This is a genomic window from Sungkyunkwania multivorans, assembly GCF_042675645.1.
In the GTDB taxonomy this organism is placed as follows: domain Bacteria; phylum Bacteroidota; class Bacteroidia; order Flavobacteriales; family Flavobacteriaceae; genus Sungkyunkwania; species Sungkyunkwania multivorans.
This window is the reverse complement of the sequence record NZ_JBHTJH010000001.1, coordinates 1-22,141: the sequence shown is the minus strand read 5'-3', so window position 1 is coordinate 22,141 and position 22,141 is coordinate 1. Positions and strand designations below refer to the sequence as shown.

At 36.2% G+C, this 22,141-nt stretch carries 17 protein-coding genes; 1 reads left to right on the top strand and 16 read right to left on the bottom strand.

All coding sequences use genetic code 11. The features are described 5' to 3' along the window. Positions 1-39: 39 nt before the first annotated feature. The 5 genes from bglX to ACFQ1M_RS00065 form a co-directional block, all read right to left on the bottom strand. Positions 40-2,301, bottom strand: a complete 2,262-nt coding sequence (gene bglX / locus ACFQ1M_RS00085; protein WP_386402099.1) for a beta-glucosidase BglX — start codon at positions 2,299-2,301, stop codon at positions 40-42. An 8-nt stretch (positions 2,302-2,309) separates the two neighbouring features. Then, the gene (locus ACFQ1M_RS00080; protein ID WP_386402096.1) at positions 2,310-3,683 is read right to left on the bottom strand and encodes a glucoamylase family protein; all 1,374 of its coding nucleotides are present in this window, start codon (positions 3,681-3,683) and stop codon (positions 2,310-2,312) included. A gap of 12 nt (positions 3,684-3,695) precedes the next feature. After that, positions 3,696-5,132, bottom strand: a complete 1,437-nt coding sequence (locus tag ACFQ1M_RS00075) for a RagB/SusD family nutrient uptake outer membrane protein (protein ID WP_386402093.1) — start codon at positions 5,130-5,132, stop codon at positions 3,696-3,698. Between the two features lie 13 nt (positions 5,133-5,145). Then, positions 5,146-8,151: a SusC/RagA family TonB-linked outer membrane protein gene (locus ACFQ1M_RS00070; protein ID WP_386402090.1), complete on the bottom strand. Its 3,006-nt coding sequence runs from the start codon at positions 8,149-8,151 to the stop codon at positions 5,146-5,148. 235 nt (positions 8,152-8,386) lie between these two features. Beyond that, complete coding sequence (locus tag ACFQ1M_RS00065) at positions 8,387-11,137, bottom strand: helix-turn-helix and ligand-binding sensor domain-containing protein (protein ID WP_386402087.1); 2,751 nt, start codon at positions 11,135-11,137, stop codon at positions 8,387-8,389. A gap of 149 nt (positions 11,138-11,286) precedes the next feature. On the opposite strand from ACFQ1M_RS00065, the gene ACFQ1M_RS00060 reads away from it, so the two are divergent. Then, positions 11,287-11,457: a hypothetical protein gene (locus ACFQ1M_RS00060; protein WP_386402084.1), complete on the top strand. Its 171-nt coding sequence runs from the start codon at positions 11,287-11,289 to the stop codon at positions 11,455-11,457. A 513-nt stretch (positions 11,458-11,970) separates the two neighbouring features. Here the strand turns inward: ACFQ1M_RS00060 and ACFQ1M_RS00055 are convergent. The 11 genes from ACFQ1M_RS00055 to ACFQ1M_RS00005 form a co-directional block, all read right to left on the bottom strand. Beyond that, a complete protein-coding gene (locus ACFQ1M_RS00055; RefSeq protein WP_386402081.1) occupies positions 11,971-12,507 on the bottom strand; it encodes a YcxB family protein in 537 nt (178 codons plus the stop codon). Positions 12,508-12,662: 155 nt separating this feature from the next. After that, positions 12,663-13,433 (bottom strand): nucleotidyltransferase domain-containing protein, encoded by a 771-nt coding sequence (locus tag ACFQ1M_RS00050; protein ID WP_386402078.1) that lies wholly within the window; start codon positions 13,431-13,433, stop codon positions 12,663-12,665. Between the two features lie 661 nt (positions 13,434-14,094). Next, positions 14,095-14,661 carry a hypothetical protein gene (locus tag ACFQ1M_RS00045; protein ID WP_386402075.1) on the bottom strand — a complete coding sequence of 189 codons (567 nt, stop codon included), beginning with the start codon at positions 14,659-14,661 and terminating at the stop codon, positions 14,095-14,097. Between the two features lie 82 nt (positions 14,662-14,743). Beyond that, the gene (locus ACFQ1M_RS00040; RefSeq protein ID WP_386402072.1) at positions 14,744-15,373 is read right to left on the bottom strand and encodes a hypothetical protein; all 630 of its coding nucleotides are present in this window, start codon (positions 15,371-15,373) and stop codon (positions 14,744-14,746) included. A 264-nt stretch (positions 15,374-15,637) separates the two neighbouring features. After that, complete coding sequence (locus tag ACFQ1M_RS00035; RefSeq protein WP_386402069.1) at positions 15,638-17,227, bottom strand: Eco57I restriction-modification methylase domain-containing protein; 1,590 nt, start codon at positions 17,225-17,227, stop codon at positions 15,638-15,640. Further along, a complete protein-coding gene (locus ACFQ1M_RS00030; RefSeq protein WP_386402066.1) occupies positions 17,214-17,798 on the bottom strand; it encodes an HNH endonuclease in 585 nt (194 codons plus the stop codon). Before ACFQ1M_RS00030 ends, ACFQ1M_RS00035 begins: the two co-directional genes overlap by 14 nt. Next, positions 17,798-18,442, bottom strand: a complete 645-nt coding sequence (locus ACFQ1M_RS00025) for a hypothetical protein (RefSeq protein WP_386402063.1) — start codon at positions 18,440-18,442, stop codon at positions 17,798-17,800. Before ACFQ1M_RS00025 ends, ACFQ1M_RS00030 begins: the two co-directional genes overlap by 1 nt. A 1-nt stretch (position 18,443) precedes the next feature. Beyond that, positions 18,444-20,906, bottom strand: coding sequence for an ATP-binding protein (locus tag ACFQ1M_RS00020; protein ID WP_386402060.1), 2,463 nt, complete (start codon positions 20,904-20,906; stop codon positions 18,444-18,446). Continuing rightward, positions 20,906-21,124 (bottom strand): helix-turn-helix domain-containing protein, encoded by a 219-nt coding sequence (locus ACFQ1M_RS00015; RefSeq protein WP_386402057.1) that lies wholly within the window; start codon positions 21,122-21,124, stop codon positions 20,906-20,908. The genes ACFQ1M_RS00020 and ACFQ1M_RS00015 overlap by 1 nt, the downstream gene beginning before the upstream one ends. A 225-nt stretch (positions 21,125-21,349) precedes the next feature. Further along, a complete protein-coding gene (locus ACFQ1M_RS00010; protein ID WP_386402054.1) occupies positions 21,350-21,670 on the bottom strand; it encodes a hypothetical protein in 321 nt (106 codons plus the stop codon). 2 nt (positions 21,671-21,672) lie between these two features. After that, positions 21,673-22,023 (bottom strand): hypothetical protein, encoded by a 351-nt coding sequence (locus ACFQ1M_RS00005; protein WP_386402051.1) that lies wholly within the window; start codon positions 22,021-22,023, stop codon positions 21,673-21,675. Between the last annotated feature and the right edge of the window lie 118 nt (positions 22,024-22,141).

Sequence of the window (22,141 nt, the reverse complement as noted above, 5' to 3'; positions counted from 1 at the left end):
TAATGGATAATAATTACTGATTGGTTTTTATTTTTTGGATCATTTCAATACTAATGAAAAGCTATTGGTAAATTCGTGATCAGAACTTCCTGCGACGAAAAGATCATATTCACCTGCCTCATTTACAAAATCAAGATGGTCATCAAAAAATTTCAAATCATCAACACTTAGGGTAAAGGTCACAACCTTTGACTCCCCTTTTTCGAGTGTTATTTTCTGAAATCCTTTTAACTCCTTCACAGGTCGTGTTATACTGCCAAAACGATCTCTTACATATAGTTGCACAACTTCTTCGCCCATTCTTTCACCTATGTTTGTAATTTTTGTTTTTATGGAAATAGGTTGGTCAGCAGTGAGTTCGTTATTGGATAATTCGGGCTTCCCATATTCAAATTTTGTATAACTTAAACCATAGCCAAATGGAAACAAGGGTGAGTTTGGGGCATCGATATATTTTGAGGTATAGCGTTCGTTTGCACCTTCGATATCGGCCGGCCGTCCGGTATTTTTCATATTGTAATGAATCGGTATCTGACCTATAGTTCTCGGAAATGTTACCGTAAGTTTTCCAGAAGGATTATAATCTCCAAACAAGACATCGGCGATCGCATGACCTCCACTGGTACCGGGGAACCATGTTTCTAAAATGGCATCGACTTGCCGAACCTCATCTGATAGATCTAGGGGCCTACCATTCATAAGTACTAGAACCAAAGGCTTGTTTAGTTTGTTTATTTCATTGATAAAACTCCTTTGGATCGCCGGTAGTTTTATACTTGTTCTGCTGGCCGCTTCACCGCTCATTCGCTCTGACTCTCCCATGACCATCACAACGACATCTGCTTCTTTTGCAATTGAGATTGCTTTGGAAAAATCAACTAGTTCATTTTCAATATTACATCCTTTGGCATAGTTAAAATCGATACTTTTTTCTTTGAATCCTTCAACTACGCTAACCGCTGTTCCGTTTCTATCTCCCTGTGCCACCCAATTTCCTATGATATGATATTCATCATTGGCCAATGGTCCAACAAGAGCTATTTTTTGTTCTTTATTTAGGGGTAGGATGGCGTTATCGTTTTTTAAGAGCACCATTGACTTTCTTGCCACATCCCTGGCAGCTTCAAGATGTTCTTGGTTCAAGATCACCGCCTTTTCCTTTTCCTCTTGGCAGTATTTGTAGGGGTCATCGAACAAACCAAGCTTAAATTTCATTTTTAAGATGGCTTTTACTGCCTCATCCAGCCGTTCTTCCGAAATCTTTCCTTCACGAATAGACGCTTCCATATGTTCCAAGTAGACCCCACCCTGCAAATCCATATCTACGCCAGCGTTCATCGCCAACTCTCCGGCGTGCTTCAAATTTTCGGCATAGCCATGATGTACCATTTCGTTGATGGAGGTATAATCTGTAACAACAAAACCATCAAAATTCCATTGCTCCCTTAAGATATCTCTCAATAGATAGTGATTTCCTGTAGCAGGTATGCCGTTTATCTCATTAAATGAAGTCATCATGGTGGCCACACCTGCTTTTGCCAAGGCTTCAAATGGCGGCAAGTACACATTATGTAAGGTGTTTTTCGAGATATCCACCGTATGATAGTCTCTTCCAGCTTGGGCAGCGCCATAGGCCGCATAGTGTTTTGCACACGCTAATATCGTTTCTTGGTTATTTAAGCTTTCCCCTTGAAATCCTTTTACTCTAGCCTCTGATACTCTTGTACATAAGTAGGTGTCTTCACCGGCTCCTTCGGCTATTCTGCCCCATCTAGGGTCTCTCGCTATATCTACCATAGGAGCAAAAGTCCAATGTAGCCCCTCAACGGAGGCTTCTAATGCAGCTATCCGTGCACTTTCTTGTATCAGATCTAGATCCCAACTTGAGGCTTCGCCCATCGGTATTGGGAAAATGGTTTTATAACCATGGATCACGTCATATCCAAAAATCAATGGAATTCCCAATCTTGTTTCCTCTACAGCTATCTTTTGTAATTTTCTTGTAAAGGCAGATCCAGTGGCGTTGAATAACGCTCCAACGCCGCCAGACTTTAGGTAATTCAAATAATTTTTATCGATAACGGGACCGGTTACATCGTGTTCGGTCGTATAAAGGACTGTTTGACCGATTTTTTCTTTGAGCGTCATTAATTTCATTATTGAATCTACACGACGCTCGATATCCGCAACACTATCTTTTTTTTCGGGTTTCTGCTGTTCGTTACAGGAATACTGTGAAAAGGTAAAAAAACCTATGATCAACGATAAAAAAGTCGTCTCTATTTTCTTTTTAAAGGACATTAGCATTTTTAATAATTAAATTCTAACAAATTCAAGCCATTTTGAATATCTGTATCTTGCATAAATAGGTTCCATAACAATTGCGTTCTGTAGTTTTCTATCATGGCTATAATAGGACCTTGGTCGATGGCCAAATACCCATCTGCCACCCAATTGAATTCTTCTGAAAAAGCGTCGTAGAAACCATAGGGGCCCCAAAGTTCATCGTTCTTATCATAATAAAAATGCTCTAAAGCTCTAGTAGATTCAACTGGGGTAAAGGGAAATGAGGATAATGCGGCGGTTGGTGTGATCACCCCAAGATCGTTCGTTGGACTATGGGCCGAATAACCCTGATAATTGTCACTCGCAGTCAATCCCCAAGATTCTTCACTGTATCCTCTGTAATCATTAGGATTGTTTTTGCAGTATTCATAGTTGATCAGTGAATGTGCTCTATTTTGTTCATAGTAGTTGGCATATTGATCACTTAGGTTTGTGGGATCTAACCCTATGAATGAATAGTGTGCAAAAAATAGTGGACCGCCAAACGGTTCTCCTAGCGGCAATTGAGTGCCCACATAGGTATTGCCATTCACAAAATCTCCATTGCGAGCATAGCCGTTATCATATACCGTCTTCGCAATGCCATGTGTTGGTGATGAAGCTGCCAACACATAGACGATCAAAGCTTCATTCCAACCCTGAATTTTCAGGTCTATCGCAAATTCGTTTTCTGGCGACCAATGCCAGGTTAAGACATTTTGTCCTCGTTCAAAAAAATCCCATTCTACAGCTTCCCAAATGGCAGTAATTCTGTCACGGATACCAGCCTCAACTGCATCTGAGGCAGAAAAGTATTGTCTATTAATTAAAAGTCCCTGAATTAAGAAAGCTGTTTCAACGATATCACCACCATCATCCAGATCGCTAAATGGTCGGGTAATCCCTGAATCACCGTAATACCAATGTGAAAATGTGCCGTGATATTTTTCGGCATTCTCTAAGAATGTAAGTATTTTATCTAGTCTTTGTATGGCATCTTCCCTTGATATCCATCCACGCTCTACGGCAGCAGGAAAACATGAAATACCAAATCCAGAGCCACCAATGGTAACGATATTTGGTGCTTCACCACCGATACCATCCGCCTGTGAGCGCTCTCTGGCCAAACCACTATTGGGTTCTGCGAATTCCCAGAAATAACCAAAGGTCGTACGCTGAACAGTTTCTAAAAGCACCTCAAAAGGCAATGTCTCAACATTTGATTCCTCAATAAAACCTACATCGGGTGGTGGCGGATCTATATCGTTATTATTGCAACCACTTACGAAAAAAGCCACTAAGAAAAATGTTGTATATATTGTATTCATTTTCATCCCCTCGTTAATTGATAATTTCATTCTTTTTAGGTATTAATATCCTGGATTTTGTTGTAGCGCTCCACCACTTAGATCTATTTGTTCTTGAGGTATAGGAAAAACTTCGTGTTTTCCGGTTTCAAAAGGAATTCCTTTAGCATTGAGAACTTCGCTTGCACGCCCTTGTCTTATAAGGTCGAAGTAGCGATCATGCTCAAAGGCCAATTCGAATCTGCGCTCTTCCCATACGTCCATTTGAGTTGCATTGGTTAGCGGTGCGAGTCCGGCACGAACGCGAACTTGATTTAAGGGTGTAAGAACATCTCCACCTATGACAGCAGCAGCCTCGGCATTCATTAACAAGACTTCTGCGTATCGGAAGAGACGGACATTTTTTCCTGTGATCTCGGCCTCGGTGAGTTCGCTGGCATAGGCCTTTTGATTATAGCGTGGATTTGGCGCATCTATATTGATCTCTCTACCATCAAATAAAGTTTCGCCAGCATAAATGATAGTTGCATCTCTTCTTAGATCCCCAGCTTCGTAAGAGCTATTTAGATCTTCGGATGGAGTATTGAAACCCCAGCCCCATCCACCAGGACCTCTCACACCTTGAATGGTGCTATATTTATCCACACCTGCGGCGGGATCTTCTCCTCTAGATTGAATCTCAAAGATAGATTCTATGTTATTCTCGTTGCTTTCTTTCCAAATATCTTCATAGTTGGGGGTTAATCCGTATTCGCCAGAAGCTATTATTTCGTTTGTAAGATCTTGAACTTCTGCCCAGTTGTTCTGGTACATTTGTACCTTGGCAAGAAGTGTCTTGGCAGCACCTTTGGTGGCTCTTCCCAATTCTGAAATTGGGTATTCACTTTTTTCGGGAAGCGCATCGATGGCATCGCGTAGATCTTGTGCTATAAAGGCATAGCACTCTTCTTTGGTGGCTCTTTGTAATAGATCGGCCGTTATATCATCTAGACTATTTATCGACGTAATAATGGGCACCCCACCGTAGGTTTGTACGAGCCTAAAATAAAATAGTGCTCTAAGGAATTTGGCTTCTCCAATAAGGCGGTCCTTTAAATCAGCGTCTATATCTTCAAAACGCTCGATTCTGTTGATTGCTTGGTTCGCTCTTTGGATACCATCAAAATGTCCCCTCCAGACATCGCCGATAGAGATCAATGTTGGAGAAATATTTAGCGCATCTAGGAGTTGTTTATCGCCACCAGTATCACTTGGGATACTTCCTTTGTCGGCATCATCGGACGCTATGCTTGTAATGCCCGTCCAGCTAAAAGAGCTGACTTCCCAAGTTAAAAGACTATTATAAACTGCGTTTACAAGTTCTGGTGCACGATCGGCACTTATTGCCGATTCTGTCTCCTGATTAGATTCTACGGCTAAAAAGTCCTCCGTACAAGAGGTGTTCACGACTGTTGCAAGAGCCAATAGGGCGCAAAAGGCAAAAATTATTTTATTCTTCATGGCTTTTTCATTTTTAAAATGATGTATTCAATCCTATATAAAAAGAACGAAGGGTAGGGTAGGCGTTGAGCTCAATACCTGCTAACCCAAGTGGTGCACCTGGAAGTTCTGGTGTGAAGCCTGAGAATCTTTTCCAAATGAATGGATTACGGGCTGAGGCGTAGATCCGTGCTTTTTCTAAGAACTTTATAGCGTTCTCGGGCAATGTATAGCCTATTGTGATGTTATTTACCCTGATGAAATCACCAGATTCCAAATAGTAATTCGATGATAACGGAACATCATTGAACGCTCTAGGCGTCGTGTTGCTAGGCCTCCCAGATGTAAACCTATTATTGAATGTGGCTAATTCAATATTTTCGTTTCCGAATCGCTGGGCTTTTTTTCCGTTGTACACGCTGTTTCCAAAACTCCCGAACAGATTAGTACTAAAATCGAAGTTTTTATAATTCAGTCCAAGATTTAAACTTCCATAGAATTTTGGTAAATATGAATCATAGAATCTTCTATCGCCCTCATCCACAATACCGTTATTGTTATTGTCTTTGTAAACAAGCTCGCCATCCTCATTGATGCCTTCTACCTCATACAGGAAGAAACTTCCGAGCGGCCTTCCAACAGCAATTTTCTTAGTGTATTGACCATTATCGATGAAACCTCCAATTTGCTCATCAAAAAATGGGTTGGTCACCTTCGTGATCTCGTTTTCATTATAAGTAAAGTTACCTCCGATAAAATATGAAAAGTCTTTGCCAATTTTATCCGACCATTCTATTGAAAATTCAATACCTCGGTTCTCTACTTCGCCTACGGCCGAATTAAAAGGGTCAAAACCAATAACGTCTGGCAATTCGATCTGAAGGATGGCATTTGTGTTCACCCTTTTGTAAAAATCGATCTCGCCTGTAAGTCTATTGTCCAACATGGCATACTCTAACCCAACGTTCGTCTCTTCGGTAACCTCCCAAGACAAGTCTTCTTCAACTGTCCCCGTTATGGTGATCCCTTGCTGTAGATCCTGATTTGGTCCGAAAGCATAGAAACCGCCGCTTCCGGTAGTGGCTGTGAGTACATTGAAAGGAACATTCTGGTTACCGAGTTGACCAAAACTTGCCCGTAGTTTTAAGATATCAAAAATTTCGCTTTTGAAGAATTCTTCTTTGGTCAAGACCCATCCGGCGCTCAAAGCATAAAAATTCCCAAAACGACTTCCTTCTTGAAACCTGCTCGACCCATCACGTCTAAAAGAGGCGCCAAATAAATATTTACCATCGTAATCGTAGTTCAATCTAGCTAGATAAGAATACAATCTATCTTTAACACTTATTGCGCCTGTATTTGACTGAGTGTCATCTTCATCGCCCGTATTCAGATTGAAGTTTAAATTTGTGTCTAAGGGTACATTATTTCTCGTCGCTGATAATAATTCATTTTGGTTCTCTTCTGCGGTGATACCCAACGTGAGATTGATGTCGTGCTTTTCAAAGAAGGTTTTATCGTAGGTAAAATAATTATCAATAAACCATCGATACGTATTGGTATGAGTTACCGTTAGACGCGTTCTGGCAGGATTTTCGACTCCACCCTCGAAACTACTCTCGGTGTTAGAGGGATTGTCTGCGAGAAACCTTCCTAATCTGTTTCTAAAACTATAAAACCTACCATATTCCGTCTCAATGGAAAAACGAGAGGTATACGTTAAGTTGTCCAACAATTTATAATCTAGTTTGAATGCTCCTTGAACCTTAAAGAATTTATTCTTTTCTCTCTTGAATTCATTGCTTGCATCGATCAAAGGGTTTGCTACGTTATTGATCTCTATAGAGGAACCAAATGTCCCATCTTCCAGTCTGGCTGGAATAATGGGAGATTGCTTGTATGCCGACGTGAACAAACCAAAGCTTTGAGGTGAACCGCTAGCGAGTTGTACACCGAATTTGTGTGAAAAATCTAATTTTTCGCTTATTTGATAATCTACGTTACTCCTTAAGGTCAGCCGATTAAAATCATTGTTTAAAAGTATACCTTGTTCATCGTTAAAACCAGCGCTAAAAAAAGCATTGATCTTTTCTGACCCTCCAGAAAGAGACAAATAATAATCTCTTATTGTTCCTGTTTGCGTGATCACATCGAGCCAGTTCGTATTGAACTGCTGATTCGTCGGAATGAAATCGCTAAAATCATCATCGTTCGAGGGATCGTTATCATTTAATAGATCTCTTAAAGCCGCCTCGTTACTGTATATGACAAATTGTGCAGCATTGGCCATCTTGACCCTGCTTAGAATATTCCTTAAACCGGTGTATGAATTGAAGTTGACCTGCATCTTTCCAGGTTTACCATCTTTAGTTGTAACAATTACGACCCCGTTGGCTCCTCTGTTTCCATAGATGGCTAAGGAAGCAGCATCTTTTAATACATTTATAGACTTGATGTCGGCGGTATTGATATTATTGATGTTATCGGTGAGGACTCCGTCCACCACATAAAGAGGGTCACGACCACCTTGCACCGTTCCAAGACCTCGAATGACCACTGTTGAGGCTTGACCTGGAGCATCAGAGGCAATGATCTGTACTCCCGACGCCTTACCTTGTAATGCTTGGGTGGCATTTAAGACGGATTCTTCTGCTAATTCCTCTCCACCGATTTGGGACACCGAACTCGTAAGCACTTCTTTTTTCTGCGTACCATAACCTATTACGACAACTTCATCCAATTCACTTACATCATCCGCTAAGGTTATATCATAGGTTGCTTTACCTTCAATGATGGTAACCTCTTGTGTTTGGAAACCTATATATGAAAAAACCAGAACGTCACCAGCAGAAGCTTCTAGATAATAGTTTCCATCAAAATCCGTCTGTGTACCCCGTGTGGTATTTTTTATGACGATATTGACACCGGGTATTGGCGTACCCTCGTTAGATGTTACCAAACCAGAAATTAATTCTTGAGAAAAGACGGTGTTTATTGCAAGAGACGCTAGCAAAAAAACGAGCGTATATTTTTTGTTCATATCGGTTATTGATAAAGTATATTGGCCTGATTTCATTGTAGACTATGTAACAAAGACAAAGCTATGCACGAAAACGATATTGTGAAAGCGCAAATTTTTTTTTAAAAAACTAAATAGTTGATAATCAATATCTTTTAGTCTTAAATGACGAATAAAATTAACAGTTTGATGTATTAATGATGAGTTGTTTTAACTGTTAATAAATAAAAAAAGTAACAGTTATTTTGGGATATCGTTAAAAATTTTTGAGAAAATCATTGAAATTCTCACTCTTGTCAACGTTTAGTTTTTTTCTAACGCGATAGCGGTGTAATTCTACTCCTCTTTTAGAGATGCCCATCAAAGGAGCGATTTCTTTTGATGTTAAGCCAGTTTTTATATACGCACAGAGCTTCAAATCTCTCGTGGTCATTTTAGGGTGGCGTTTAACTAAATTCGCAAAGAAGTCCTTATTGATCGATTTAAAGTTCTTTTCAAATTGTTGCCAGTCATTCTTGATATTTATATACTCTTTAGAAGACCTCAATACTTTATTGGTCCTGTTGTTATCGGGAGAATGCTCTCTCAATCGGCTTAATTCATTCCTCAATAAGATGATCGCTTCATTTTTTTTGATGACGGACCTTGCAGAATTGGTAAGTTCTTTGGTTTTATCCTCTATTTGGTTCTTTAGATTTGCTTTTTCGAGTGTGTGAATTTTTTCTTTTACTTCACGAGCATACTTTTGCTTTAATAACATTTGCTCTTTTTGAAGTTTTAATCGATTTCTCCGATAAACAAGATAGACCATCAACAGGATGAGCAAAAAGTACGTTACATACGCTAGCTTTGAATAATACCAAGGCGGTAAAACTTCAAAGGACAGACTGGTTTTACCAGAACCATTTTCATTGTTTAGATCGGCCTTGTTAGAGGACCCATTGTATATATCTAAGTTGTAATTACCGTGATCGAGATTTTGTAAAGTGAATTGACCATTTTCAATGGCCTGATTCTGATACGTCTCGCCAGACAAGACATACTCCATTTTGTTTTCGAGCAGGTAAGGTGTATAAACCTCGAAAGTCAAGTATCTACTCTTTTCATAGGGGATTTTAAGTTTGGAGAAGTTAAGGGTTGAAAAACTATTTTTCGAAGAATAGATCTTATCTATGAACGGTTCAGAAACCGTTTCCTTAACGATTGAGTTCACATTGAACTTTGCGAATCCCTCGTTGAGATTCAGTAGCCTTATCGAATCATTTTCAACAATGATCTTTTCATAGTTTGAGACAAAATACTTTGAGATCTCAAAATCTACTAGTTTCGTCCGTAGTTCAAATGAATTGTTCAAGAATAACAAGGTGCTTTTTTCTTTACTATCAAGAAACCAAGCACCATCCTCTTCAACACCGATACAACTCAGGCCTCTAAGTTTTTTAATTTCGATGAATCTGCTGCCTGAAGTATTTGGGTCACCAAGTTTGAACCATTTGTTTGAGTTATAAAAAAGGAGTTCATCGCCAATTTTATATATCCCAGTTTTATACTCATCAATATTAATATCGCTGGTAAATGTTTCAATATCGGTTATCCTCTGATAATTTTCATCTAATGTTAACCTAAAGAGACCCTTGTATTGGTGGGTGGCCCAAATTTTTCTATCGCTTTCAAAAATGATCTTGTTTATTGGAACGTCTATGCCCTGAATTTTTGAAACAATTATTTCTCCATTCTTAAAATTCATTAAGCTTATGCCGGAATAAGTGCCTTGCAAATAACTATTATCTTGGTAGGGTATTTTAGTAAAACCATAGACACCGCCATAAGTTAGTGCCACTGGCGCCATTTTGTTATTTTCAATCCGGTATATGCCTTCATTATGCCCACAGTATATTTTATTGTCAATGATTGAAAGATTCCACGTATGGCCCTCGGAATTTTCGATAAGAACCAGTTGATCATCATTGAAGGTATAAATGCCGGTATTGCTCGCTAAATAATAATTTCCATTAAAATATTGTATATCGTAAACGGTACCTAAGTCGCCATTAAGGTCAAAATAATACCTGTAAGAGCTTTTTAGATTGATCTTGCTAATACCATTGTCGAGTGCTGCCCATAGATTCCCGTTGTCATGATCCAGTCCTAAGACGGTATTGTTGTTGAGCCCTATTTTTTTATTTAGACTGGACAATGTCTTTTCCTTAATGTCATAAATTAAAATGCCGTTTTTTATACTTCCTAGCGCAAGCTTCTCTTTGTTTACGAAAACCGCATTATTGATAACATTTTCCTTTAAGGTACTATTTATGCCTTCTTCAATTTTCGAAAATATTCTTCCATCGAAAAGGAAACCACCTTTGACATTGTCATATAAAAAAAGCCTACCTCTATATGAGGCCAAACACTTTATGTTTTTGTAGGTACTTGCTCTTATCCTATAAAATGAAACCAAATGGTCATTTTTCAACATTTGCATACCATTAGTGGGTGTTGCGACAAGCAGTTCATTATTATAGAAGGTCATGGCAGAAACACCTTCGCTGTTGTCTATTTTTGAGATAGTTTCTCCATCATATTTATACAAACCACCAAAGGATCGGAAAAAGATATTACCTTGAAACTTTAGAATCTGCCAAAATTCCTCACTATCAATATTTTCCGAGTTCTTAAAGAGTGCGCTAAGAGAGTAATATTTGAAGTTACCTTTTGAGTCTTTCTCCCAGTAACCAAACTCTTCATAGGACCCTGTATATATCCTTTCATTATCTACAAAAACGGATCTCGTAATAGTTTTCTTTGGCAATTCGAATAAATCCCATTTTTGGCCATTATATACTGTGAGCCCCTTATTATTAGCGAGAAATAGCAGTCCATTGTGTCCTACATCTACACCCCAATTTTGATTTTCACCAAAATCAAAATTATCGATCTGTGGAATGAATTTTTGCCCAAGACACAATGCAAAAGACAGTATAAAAAAGAGTGTGATCTTGAATTTCATTAAAGATTGATTTTGTGAATCTTTAATATTTAGATTTATTAAAAGACCTTGTTAAGTTAAAACAAAAATTAGCAAGATCGGGAAGATAAAAAGTGCTTTTATGAATTTTTGATGCCAGTATGGCTTCTTTATGTCGAAACTAATCTAAAATGAATAAATTTTTACTTGCAAAGGGCAAATTATGGTATGAGCTTTGTGGTCCAAATGAAAAGCTCCAAATCTTTGATTTGGCGGCTTCTTTGTTTTTACTTCGATTCCAGGCAAGCAGTGATATTGTTCAAACAAACAAGCCCGCCTTGTGGCGAGCTTTTCATTCTTAAGTGACCTCGGCAGGCCTGCCTGCCATAGCCAGGATTACCTTCGGTTTTCCTTTGAGCTCCTTTCTGAAAATGCAAACTTGTACCGCTAAGGCGCTACAGTTTTGTATTCCCTGCTCACTTATGAAAGCAAAGCTTTCAACGCTCGCAGAAAATACAAAACCCTGCATTTTCATACAGGGTTTGCGCTTTAAGTGACCTCGGCAGGATTCAAACCTGCAACCTTCTGAGCCGTAATCTAACGTGTTATAGACCTGTGATATCCGTGTTAGAAGGGATTTATATAATTCATTTAGTTAGCTTCGTACAATTTTCGTACAATTATTGGTTTTCTAACACGCCGATTGAAGCACATGTGAGGGCTTCACTGCCTATGACCATTTTTAAGCAAGCCTAAAATTCAAGTAGCAAAAGCGCATTTGACATACTAAATACCTTTAAAGCTCACTAAATGGCTTGGGTTTTTCATCGTTTAGAGGCTTGTGCAACAGTTACCGTTGTTGCCATTGGTACTTTTTATTTCCATTTCCAGTTTAGTTCGTCAACATATTGAGCTCCTAGTTCGGTCACTCGTTTTTTAAATTCCAATTGATTTCCAATTGAGTGTTTTGGGACAATCAGAGATAAATCAGTTGTTAGTTTTATAAAGAAATGGTCTTTAGTTTCTATCAGTTCTTTGAGTTCAGTTCCGTTTATTTTGCTTTCAGATGTAAAATCTTTGGCATTCACAGAATTTTCGTCAAAGTGAATTTCCACAGGTTTATTTATCCGATTCTTATAATTTTCCTCAACGTGTTTCTTAAAATGGTTTTTGTATCTCCATTTGGAATACAATGGATAGAATACAAACCAAAAAATTCCAAATACTAGGAATGCGATTCCAATTCCGAATTTTCCGCTTTGGTTTGCGAAAAATAGTCCGAGTACCAAGTAAATTATCGGAATAATTATTCGAGAGCGAAATCGTCTCTTTTTATCTAATTTAGATTTTGAAGAAGTATAAAGCTGATATTCTAAAAAATCCGAATCTGTAAGTTGATAGTTTATAGTCATTTCCTATTAATGGCAACGTATTTGTGTATGATTTCGTTGCGTTGTTTCAGCAACTCATTTAGCAAATACAAACCGAATAGAAAATCCGCGAGGATTTTCAGAAGTAGGCGAGAACAAGCAATTACTTATAGCCATTGTTGTGCGTTCGTACTTTTTTATTTCCAAACCTCATTTAATGTTTCTCTAAATAGCTTGTCAAGCTTTTCAGTTTCTGGTTTGAAATTTTTATTATAATCTTTTACTTTATTTTCAAAATGTCCAATTTGCTTTTCAACAAATTCATTAATTATCTCAATTCGAGGTTCTTTGTCAAGTTCCTCTCCTGATTTTTTTCGCTCCAATAAATTCTCAATTTCTTTTTTCAATTCAGGATTCTCAACTTGAGTATTTACAAGTTTTTCAAACTCCATTGGTGCCATTGTTCCCATAGATTCAATCCATTTACAAGCTAATATTGGTCTCAAAACATAAAAGTATTTTTTAACTCTTACTAAATCAGTTTGTAAATAGTCTCGATAATTTCCCTTTGCCATATGCAAATAGTGATAAGTACAAGACTTTGGATTAAAATAATATTTGGTCAATTCACGCATTTTTTCCGCTGTCGAATATTGTTCTAAATAGATAAAAGGACTTCGCAACCATTCTAACAAAGGTGGATTTGACTTTCTAAATAATTTTAAAGTTTTTCTTAATTCCCAACCTGCAAAATCTAAATCATTTGGCAACATTACTTCCATATTATCCTTTTTGTCATCAATGGATAAATACCAATTCGGATTTTCGATATATAAGAATCTCACATCCCAATCACTGTCAGTAGAGGCAAATCCCCAAGCTCTACTTCCAGATTCAACTGCATAGAGAATTTGAATTTCCTTTTCTTTTTCAATTCGTTTTAACTCTGTTTTTATTTCTTCAGTCAACTTTTTTGGTTTTTTTGGGTATGACGCACAACGGCCGCGTGTATGATCCTGTTGCGGCGATTCGGCATTCAATTTAGCAAACAATCGTGAACCTGTGAAAATTCCGCAGGAATTTTCAGGAAAGGAACAGGCTATAGCCAATGGATCATACACCTTGTTAGGTGCTGTGCGGTCCAAGCCATGGCAAGTGAGCGGCGGCCAAACTCCCAGCCATTTTTTTCATCGCTGAGGGTCGCGCAAGGCTTCGTCCATCAGACCGCGAGAGGGCCAGTGCCCATCGTGCGGCGACCAAAAAATGACGCCTTCAGATAGGAGGGAGGGACCTAAGCCCTATCCGCAAGGCTGCTCTCCGTAAGGGTAAGGCCTTGGCAAAAGGGCAAAGACCATCAAACCATTTTTTGCGAGCTGCGACCCAAAAAAATGGCCCAGGGCGAGGGACGGCAAAGAGGCCCACAAAATTGGGGCGGGTAGGAGAGAAGATCATTGAAAATGCACAATGGGCCTGCCCGAAAGAATTATAAGTTAATGCATTGCACGTAACGGTTTCGTATAACCGTCAGTTACGGGTTAATATGCGTTAATTTTCGGTTTGGCACTGATGCTCGCAATTCCGAGTGGATTCGGACGTAGTCGAATCCGCCGTAATTGCGGTTATACATTGTTACAAGCTGGCCTTTCTCCATTTGAATAGTAAATCTTTCTTTCTATCGTCCCAATCGTGTAATCTAAATTCAGTCACATTCTCTATACGATAGATAACATTACCTTCGTCTTCGCCCATCTTACCGACACAGTTCATTTCGAAGTCAGTTTCAGTTGCTTTTTTTATATATCCTGAAAAATATCCGCCATTAATTTCCAAACTCACGAGAGTTTCGCTATTCTCCGCTAATTGATTTATTAATTCAGACTGCCATTCTTCTGTCGAGTTCAGTTGCGGTTTAAATTCAGATTCTTTTTCCAAAATTGCAGAGTATTCTATCAGACATTCCATTGCTTTTGCATAATCATCTTTAACATCAATACTCTGTATTCCAGCAACCTGTAAAGTAATAATTCCGTCTGTTTTTCCGTATTTGGTGAAGTGTTGAAAAACAACTAAATCCTCATTGAAATCAACAACATAACCAGATAAAAATCCGTTGTCATCTCCATACTGCCAAATTCCAATAATTTCTTTTTCTGCTTTAGATTTAGCTAATATTTCGTGAAATAATGTTCCTTCCATAATGTTTTTCTCGGCTTGCTTGTAACGGTCTAGTGTAAAATGCGTTCACAATGCATTTTTACACCTTGTTATGTGCTGGCTTTTATTTCCGCTTATAGTCTTCAAAACATTGCATTCCGATTGCACCCCCAGCATACGATAGGACTATATTGTCTTTGTAATATATATCGTTGCAACCATCATTATATTTTTCGATTAGTTCTCCATTCAGTTTTTCGTTGAATATTTTATAAGAATAAACTCCAAGTCCGTTATACCCATATTCAATTTCGACGGGTTCCCAATTTGATATTCCTATACAATCTGCGATTTCCAGTTTATCGTATAATTCTTCAATGGTTTCATTCGTCCAATTCAGTTTAGTTTTGGTAAGTTCGAAAGAGTTTGTCTTTCCGTGATATTTTTTGTCATAATCGCTTTGAGGTTCTTCTATGTAGTTATCAATATCGATATTCCATTTTCGAAATAGCAATTCTTTGTCTGTTGAATCATTGAGTCGTTCATATACAATCAAATCTATTTCGTCCGAAGACTCATAACGGATTCTGACATTGAAATTTTCTGGCACTATTTGTTCAAAATAGTTTTTGACGTTCATTATTTCCGTTGAATGCTCCTCATAATTTGCTATCAAATCAGATTTTCGTTTCGAATGTCCACAACTGAACAAGAAGAATGAAACGATTCCAAGAAATACATATCTAAATTTCATTGATTACAGTCAGTTTTTTCAGCTTGCACATAACGGTTTTGTATATGAAAAGTAGCGGTTTTTTCACACTAACTTTTCGAATTATCACTGACCTTTAATTTATTCATTTTCTTTCGATTAAGCGATTAAACCGCTATTTTTTATATACGTTGTTGTACACTGGCTTTTTTCCGTTCAGATTGGCATTCAGCATTGGCAAAGACATACTCTTTTGCAATTTTTGGCTTTAGCATTGGTTGGTGCGAATTGCAAATGTGTATGGCTTTAAGTGTTGGCATATTCACGTAATCTTTTCTTCTTTAATTTATTTCTTATTTCCGTCAGTTTTTTTAGATTATCATAGTTCATTCCCAAAGCTGAGTTAAGTATATTAAAGTCATTTTGATTTAATATTTGCTCAATATTAGACTTGTTTTTATAATCAGCTGTGAATTTTTCAAACTGATTTTGCTCAATCTCAAAGTATGGAATTGGTAACTTTTTAAATTCACTTGGAATTAATTCTAAAACTCCACCACCATAATATCTGCCATCTAATTCGGAAAGAAGTAAGGTTAGCGTATTGTAGAATGAATAAATGAAACTGTTCAAATCAAATCCACTTTTCATACTGACTTTATAAGCAGAATCTGTCACAAAAGCATTTGAATTATTCTTTAAAAGTTTTGGATATAAATGACTTCTTTTAAAAAAGAAAGCATCTGGTCTTTCTGAAATATTTGGAATTACATACCAATTTTTTCGGATTCGACATTTATATCTGTCTGGAATCTCCTCTAATTCACCTATCTTTAAATACTCGCATAGTTTTTTTGAAATCTTGTCATTATCGTTAAGCTGTAGAAGCCTTGTCGGACGATTACTTTCTTCAAGCTCTTTAAAATCATTTTCATCAAATACAACACTACCATTTACATAAAGGCCTTTTTGGATAATTGGCTTTGTATATTGTGATAAATTGAATTTGCCTTCAGTTTCTCTATCAATTATGAAATAATTATTTGCACCTGTTACTATTCCAGGCTTAGAATCTGAATAGTCATTTACCGTTTTAAGTTCTCCCTTTAGATTGTCAATAAATGTTAGTTCATCAGTAGTTAAAAAATGATGTGTCCATTTAACCTTTGAAGAAACCAATAGTTGGTTATTTCTTAAAACGAAGCTATTATTTTCTAATGATTCTTTTGAAGTAATGTTGGTAAAAAATTCTCCTTTGTTTTCCGATTTTTTATATGCGAAAAGTACTATTGTATCTTGCCCTTTGCATTCGAACATTAAATCGTTGAATGTAAAGATTTCTATTCTTTCGAACTGATTTTTTAGATATTCTCTAACTTCTTCTGCAAATTTAACCTGTAATAATTCTGATGGTAAGACAAATGCTATGACTCCATTTTTTGCAAGTAATGTGTTAGATTTTACTAAAAATGTAGTCCAAATATTTTTAACTGATGCTTCCGTCAAGTCTTCTTCAGAATGTATTTTTTTACTAAGATGAATTTGTTTTGAAGTAAGTATGTTCTTTTTCACATATGGCGGATTACCAACTATCGCTGAATAATTTTTAGTGGTTGAAAACTCTAAGAAATCCGTTTCTTCAAATGAAGCAGATTTTCCATTCCATTTATCCGAAGCCGTTTTCAATTCAATTCCGTTAATATCTAATGCAGTTAAATTGATATTAACATTTCTCTCTTTCGCTAATTCAGTCACGAAAGCCCCATCGCCAACACTGGGCTCCAATATTGAAACACGCTTTCTCCCTTCAAAATAAGACAATACTCTTTTTGAAATAAAGCTTGCTAAATATGCAGGCGTGTAATAAGAACCTGTATGTTTTTTAGAGTCCTTCATTGCTTAACTTTTTAGAGTACGCCATAAATTCTCGGTAGCAGTCCAAAAGTTTATCTTTTAATTGATTATTCGGTTTAGTTTTGAGAATGTCCTCGATTTCTTGTATTAATTTGTCTAATTCATCTAAAGACCAGATTATTTCGTGTTGTGGTTTATATAGTTTTAAAGCTTTATACATCCAATGTCCAATATTAGTTGTTGGAAGAATTCTTCCATTACCAGTCCTGTCAAATTGATTTGCATATTCATCATCACAAGGGTCTATGAAACCTTCATCATTTTCATTGTGCTTTTTCTCATCTTTTGTTGGCCATTTTGCTCTTTTAGAATTATTACAAGACCTACAAGCATAAACTAAATTTATGTAATCTGTGTCCTTTATAGTTTTTAAATATTTCTGAGGGACAAAATGGTCAATTTCAAACCAAACAAAACGCCAAGTATCTATACTATTACAATAACCACATCTATCTAAATAATCTATTTTCAGATTATCCTTATGCTTACGATAATTAGAGACAGTCGTAGTTATATTACGTCTTTTAGGCGTTTTAGCACGAAATTCACTCATTACTCCTTAGTCTTTTTTAATTCATCAAGAATCTCTCTTGTTTGCGAAACAAACTCGTTTAATTTCGTTATAGCCTCATCTTTAATTAGGTTAGCTGGCATATCTTTTCCTTCTGGTTCTAGTTCATCAAAAAGAATAAAAAGTTTAGTTAGCTCTTCTTCTTCGAATGGCTCTAATTCATTATTGTTTCTTTTTTCTACTAATTCTTCAATACGAGATTCTGTATTTTGAATAAGTGAATAATATCTATCAATATTGGATTTAATTTTAATTCGAAGTATTTCTAGTCTTTCCTTATTTTCTCCATCCAATATATCCTTACCATTTATAATATTTACATCTTCAGTTTGACTAATTGCTTGAGGTTCGTACGAAGTCAACATTATTGCAGGGAAATACGGTTTATAACTTCTTACTGCATCAACAATATTGTTACCATTAAAATCAACTTCACCTGTTTCGTCAAGTAAATAATCTGTTACTAAGCCATCAACTTCGTTTTCGAAAATTGTATTGACAATACCATCTAACGTTGTCGTAGAATCAGCTTTTATTCTCAAGATATCAAAATCGCCTTTGAATGTTTGATAAAATGTATTTAACCAACCATCATCTTCATCTACATATACTAATTTATATTTCATACTAATTATCTTTTCTAACTTGGAATTCTAATTTTAAGGTTAAACCATCTTCGATTTTCATTATGCTAATTGAAGCATTATTATATTCCTCGACAATCGATTGAACAATATATAAACCAAGTCCTGTTCCTATTTTTTCTCCTTTTTTATTGGTTTTTGACGACTCTAATAATTTAAAAATGTCTTCTGGATTATCTTTGTATTGAGCATCTAGACCCTTACCGTTATCAGAGAATAATATTTCAATTTTATCGTCAATCCTTTTCCAACTTATTTCAATTTGTTTTTTCTCTCTTTTTACACCTTTTAAAGCATTAAGAGAGTTAGAAAGAAGGTTGTTGAAAATGGAATCCATATCAACTTCAAATGCTCTAATCGTATATGAATCTTCGTTAGTACCATTTAGAACAATAGTTGCATTTCTTTGCTCAATTGCCTTTTGCCAATTTGATTTAAAACCTTCAAAATATCTCCCAAAGCTTAAGTTTTTACGCTCTCTTTTATCTCTTGTAATTGAATTAAGTGAGTATTCTAACCAATGCTTTAATTTTGTGTCTTCTTCTTGAATAAGCTTAATCATATAAAAAGGATTATCATCCTTGTCCAGACTTTTTAAATCTTTTTCATTTATGTGATTTTTAAGCTCTCTAAGTAGAAATGAGGTACGCGGAATTAACCTAGACCTAAGACTCTTTACTTCGTGTGCAAAAGATGATATTATCAGGCCAGTGCTCGCAAAGGTTCTAAGTAATCGAATCTCTTCATCTTTATTTTCTATCTCTTGGGATAGAATTTTTATACCTTTTGCTAGGGACTTTTCAGTCTCTGTTGTTCCTCCAGATTCAGTATCGCTACCTTCATCTTTTTTTGCTTCTTCATCTGTGGGTTCTCCAGCTTGTTCCTTTTCTTCCTCTTCTTTATTTATTCTATCTGCCTCTTCCTGAGCTTTTCTTTTTTCTTCCTCTTCCTTGTTACGTTTTTTATATAGTTCAGATAAATGATACATTATGACATTTCTGTCATTTTCAAATAATCCGATTATTTCGATTAATAGATTTTTAAATAAATCAAAAACATCATTTTCTCGAATTCCTTCTCGACCTGATTTATCTTGAAAACTGTCATTATGAATTCTAGAAATATTTACGGTACCTGCAATTTGGTTAGGTCTAATTCTGTAACCACCTAGTTTTTGACCTGCACCACCAGGACTTTGACTCTGTCGTTCTCCAAGCTTTAGCCAATCTTCACCTTTTTCACCATAAGGTCTAATTCTAAAATCATCTCTAAAAATTTTTACACCTCCAAATTTTTTTAGCCAGTTTTTTCTATTGGTACTGTTAAACTGTTTATACGGATATTTTTTGATATCGCCATCTTGCTTATCATCAGATATAGTATTTTTTAAAAAGTAAAAGGTGAAACCGAACTTGCCTATTTTAGAAATTAAACTATCATCCACTTCGGATGAAAAAATATCATTAAGGCTAGTGTTTATTATTATTGGCCTTTTTTTGAAATCTTCCAGTTGATAAGGGAATTTTTTCATTGGGTCAAAATCAAATACTTCCTTGTAACGATTTTCTATAACATCAATATCAAATTCATTTCTAGTTATTTCAACTATAAGAGTTCTGTTTTCATCTCCTTTATATTCGGCTTTTATTTTATAGTCAAAATCATCATAGTAAGCACTTTTAACTTTGCCAAACTCGTTCTGATTTGGTAGACTAAAAAAATAGATTTCAAAATCAGCCTGCTCTTTTGGCGGTAAGAGAATTTCTAAATTGTCATATAACTTTTTAAGTTGCTCAAATTCCCAATTATCATTTAAGTTAGAGATTTTGATAATTGTTCCATTTTCGAAAGACTTTTCATTTATAACATCAATTATTGTTTTATTGTCTTTAAATTTTTCCTCTAATAGAGACTTTAGATTTAAATTGGGTTCATCTTCTAAGTCCGCATTTACTTGAGAAACAACTGCTCCTTTGGCATCAAAATCACTCCAATTAACTTCCCAATAATTTCCAATTTCCTTTTTTGTCTTTGAAATTGTATGCATTTCCGTAGAAAGTCCTAAACGGTTTAATGCAAACCTTCCAATACCTTTAGCTCCTGTTTTAACTCTTCCTCCTTCTGATGTATGGGAATATAATTTCTCATCTGTACCAATAGTCATCCATTGATTGGAAATCACACCTTTAGTCATTCCAACTCCATTGTCGATGATGTAAATACTGCTATTCTTTAAATCGGGAATTAATTTTTTTACAGTTTCGCCGTCCTCTGATACCTCTTCTATTTCAATGTAACGTAAATCAAATACTGTAACGCAAATTTCTGAGTCAGCATCATATGTGTTTTTAATAAGCTCAATGATAGCACCTTCGGCATTAGAAAAGTTTTCTAATCCTATCAGTTTTGCAGTTCGTGCAGATACTTTAAATGGTACTTTTGCCATTATTTATTTTCAATTTTGAGATGCTTGCAAACTTCTTCTAAAACATCGGCAGGCTCACTGTCGATGGCTAATGCAATTAAATACAGTTCTTCAGCTGTTAAACGAGTAGAGTTTTTCAGGCTTAATTCGCTTAGTCGAGAAGCACTAATTCCTGTTCTTCTTGATATTTCAGCCTTGTTGACTGATTTTTTATCTAAGAGCTTTCCTATTTCTGTCATTATTTAGAAATGTTTGAAACAAATATATAAAAACGGGATGATTATTTAGATTTTCGGGATATTTAATTCACCCGTTATCGTTGGGAAAAGGCAAGCTCTTTTTATTTTGTGAGGCACGAGCAAAATGAAATGTGCTTGACTGTGCGGTGGTTTTTCAGAGCTTGTGTACAACGTTCTGGTGTAAAATGCGTTTTAATGCGTTTTTACACAGTGTTGTAGCCAGTTTTACTTTTCATTATCAAATACCGTTGGGTTCAGAACATCTTCTAAATTTCCTTTTTGCAATAAGTCAGCAATCGTTTTTTCAATACAATCTCTAGTGAGTTCCTTTACAAACAAATCTGGGGGAGTTTGATATAACCCGTTCAAATTCTCTCCGCTTTCTTCGTCCTTTTTGATTGAAGTCTCCAAGAATTTGAAAGTCCAAATGTTTATTCCATAATGCCTGCCATCATCAAGGTTAACATGAATGTTAGCAAATTCGTTTTCTACATCCCAATTATTAGGATCAACTTCTTCAAATTCCAGCCACAACTTAAAATCCATTTCTAATCCATTTCAAAATTTGCCCACACTATTACATTGAACTCTTGTTTTCTAAAATTAGAGAATTCAGTTTTAGTGAATAAAAGGGCAATTTCATTTTCTTTTCTTTTAAATTCTACCGACCAAGAATTGACAATTCTATCGGTTAATTCAATTGATTCGCTTATTGAATTCTCCAAATTTTTTATTTGTCCTGAAAACTCAATCTTGTATGAGTTTTCGAACTTGTCATATTTTGTAGCTTCAAACGTTTCCCTTGTATTCAAAGTGTTACAAATTAAACTACCAAGCATATTTGCCTTTTCTAGAGATTTTTGGTTTTCAGTTATAATTGTTAATCTGTAATCCTTCATTATTTAATTGGCTACAACGGCCGGGTGTATGATCCGTTGCGTTGTTTGGCACCCAATTTAGCAAACAATCGCGAACCTGTGAAAATTCCGCTGGAATTTTCAGAAAAGTGACAGGCCA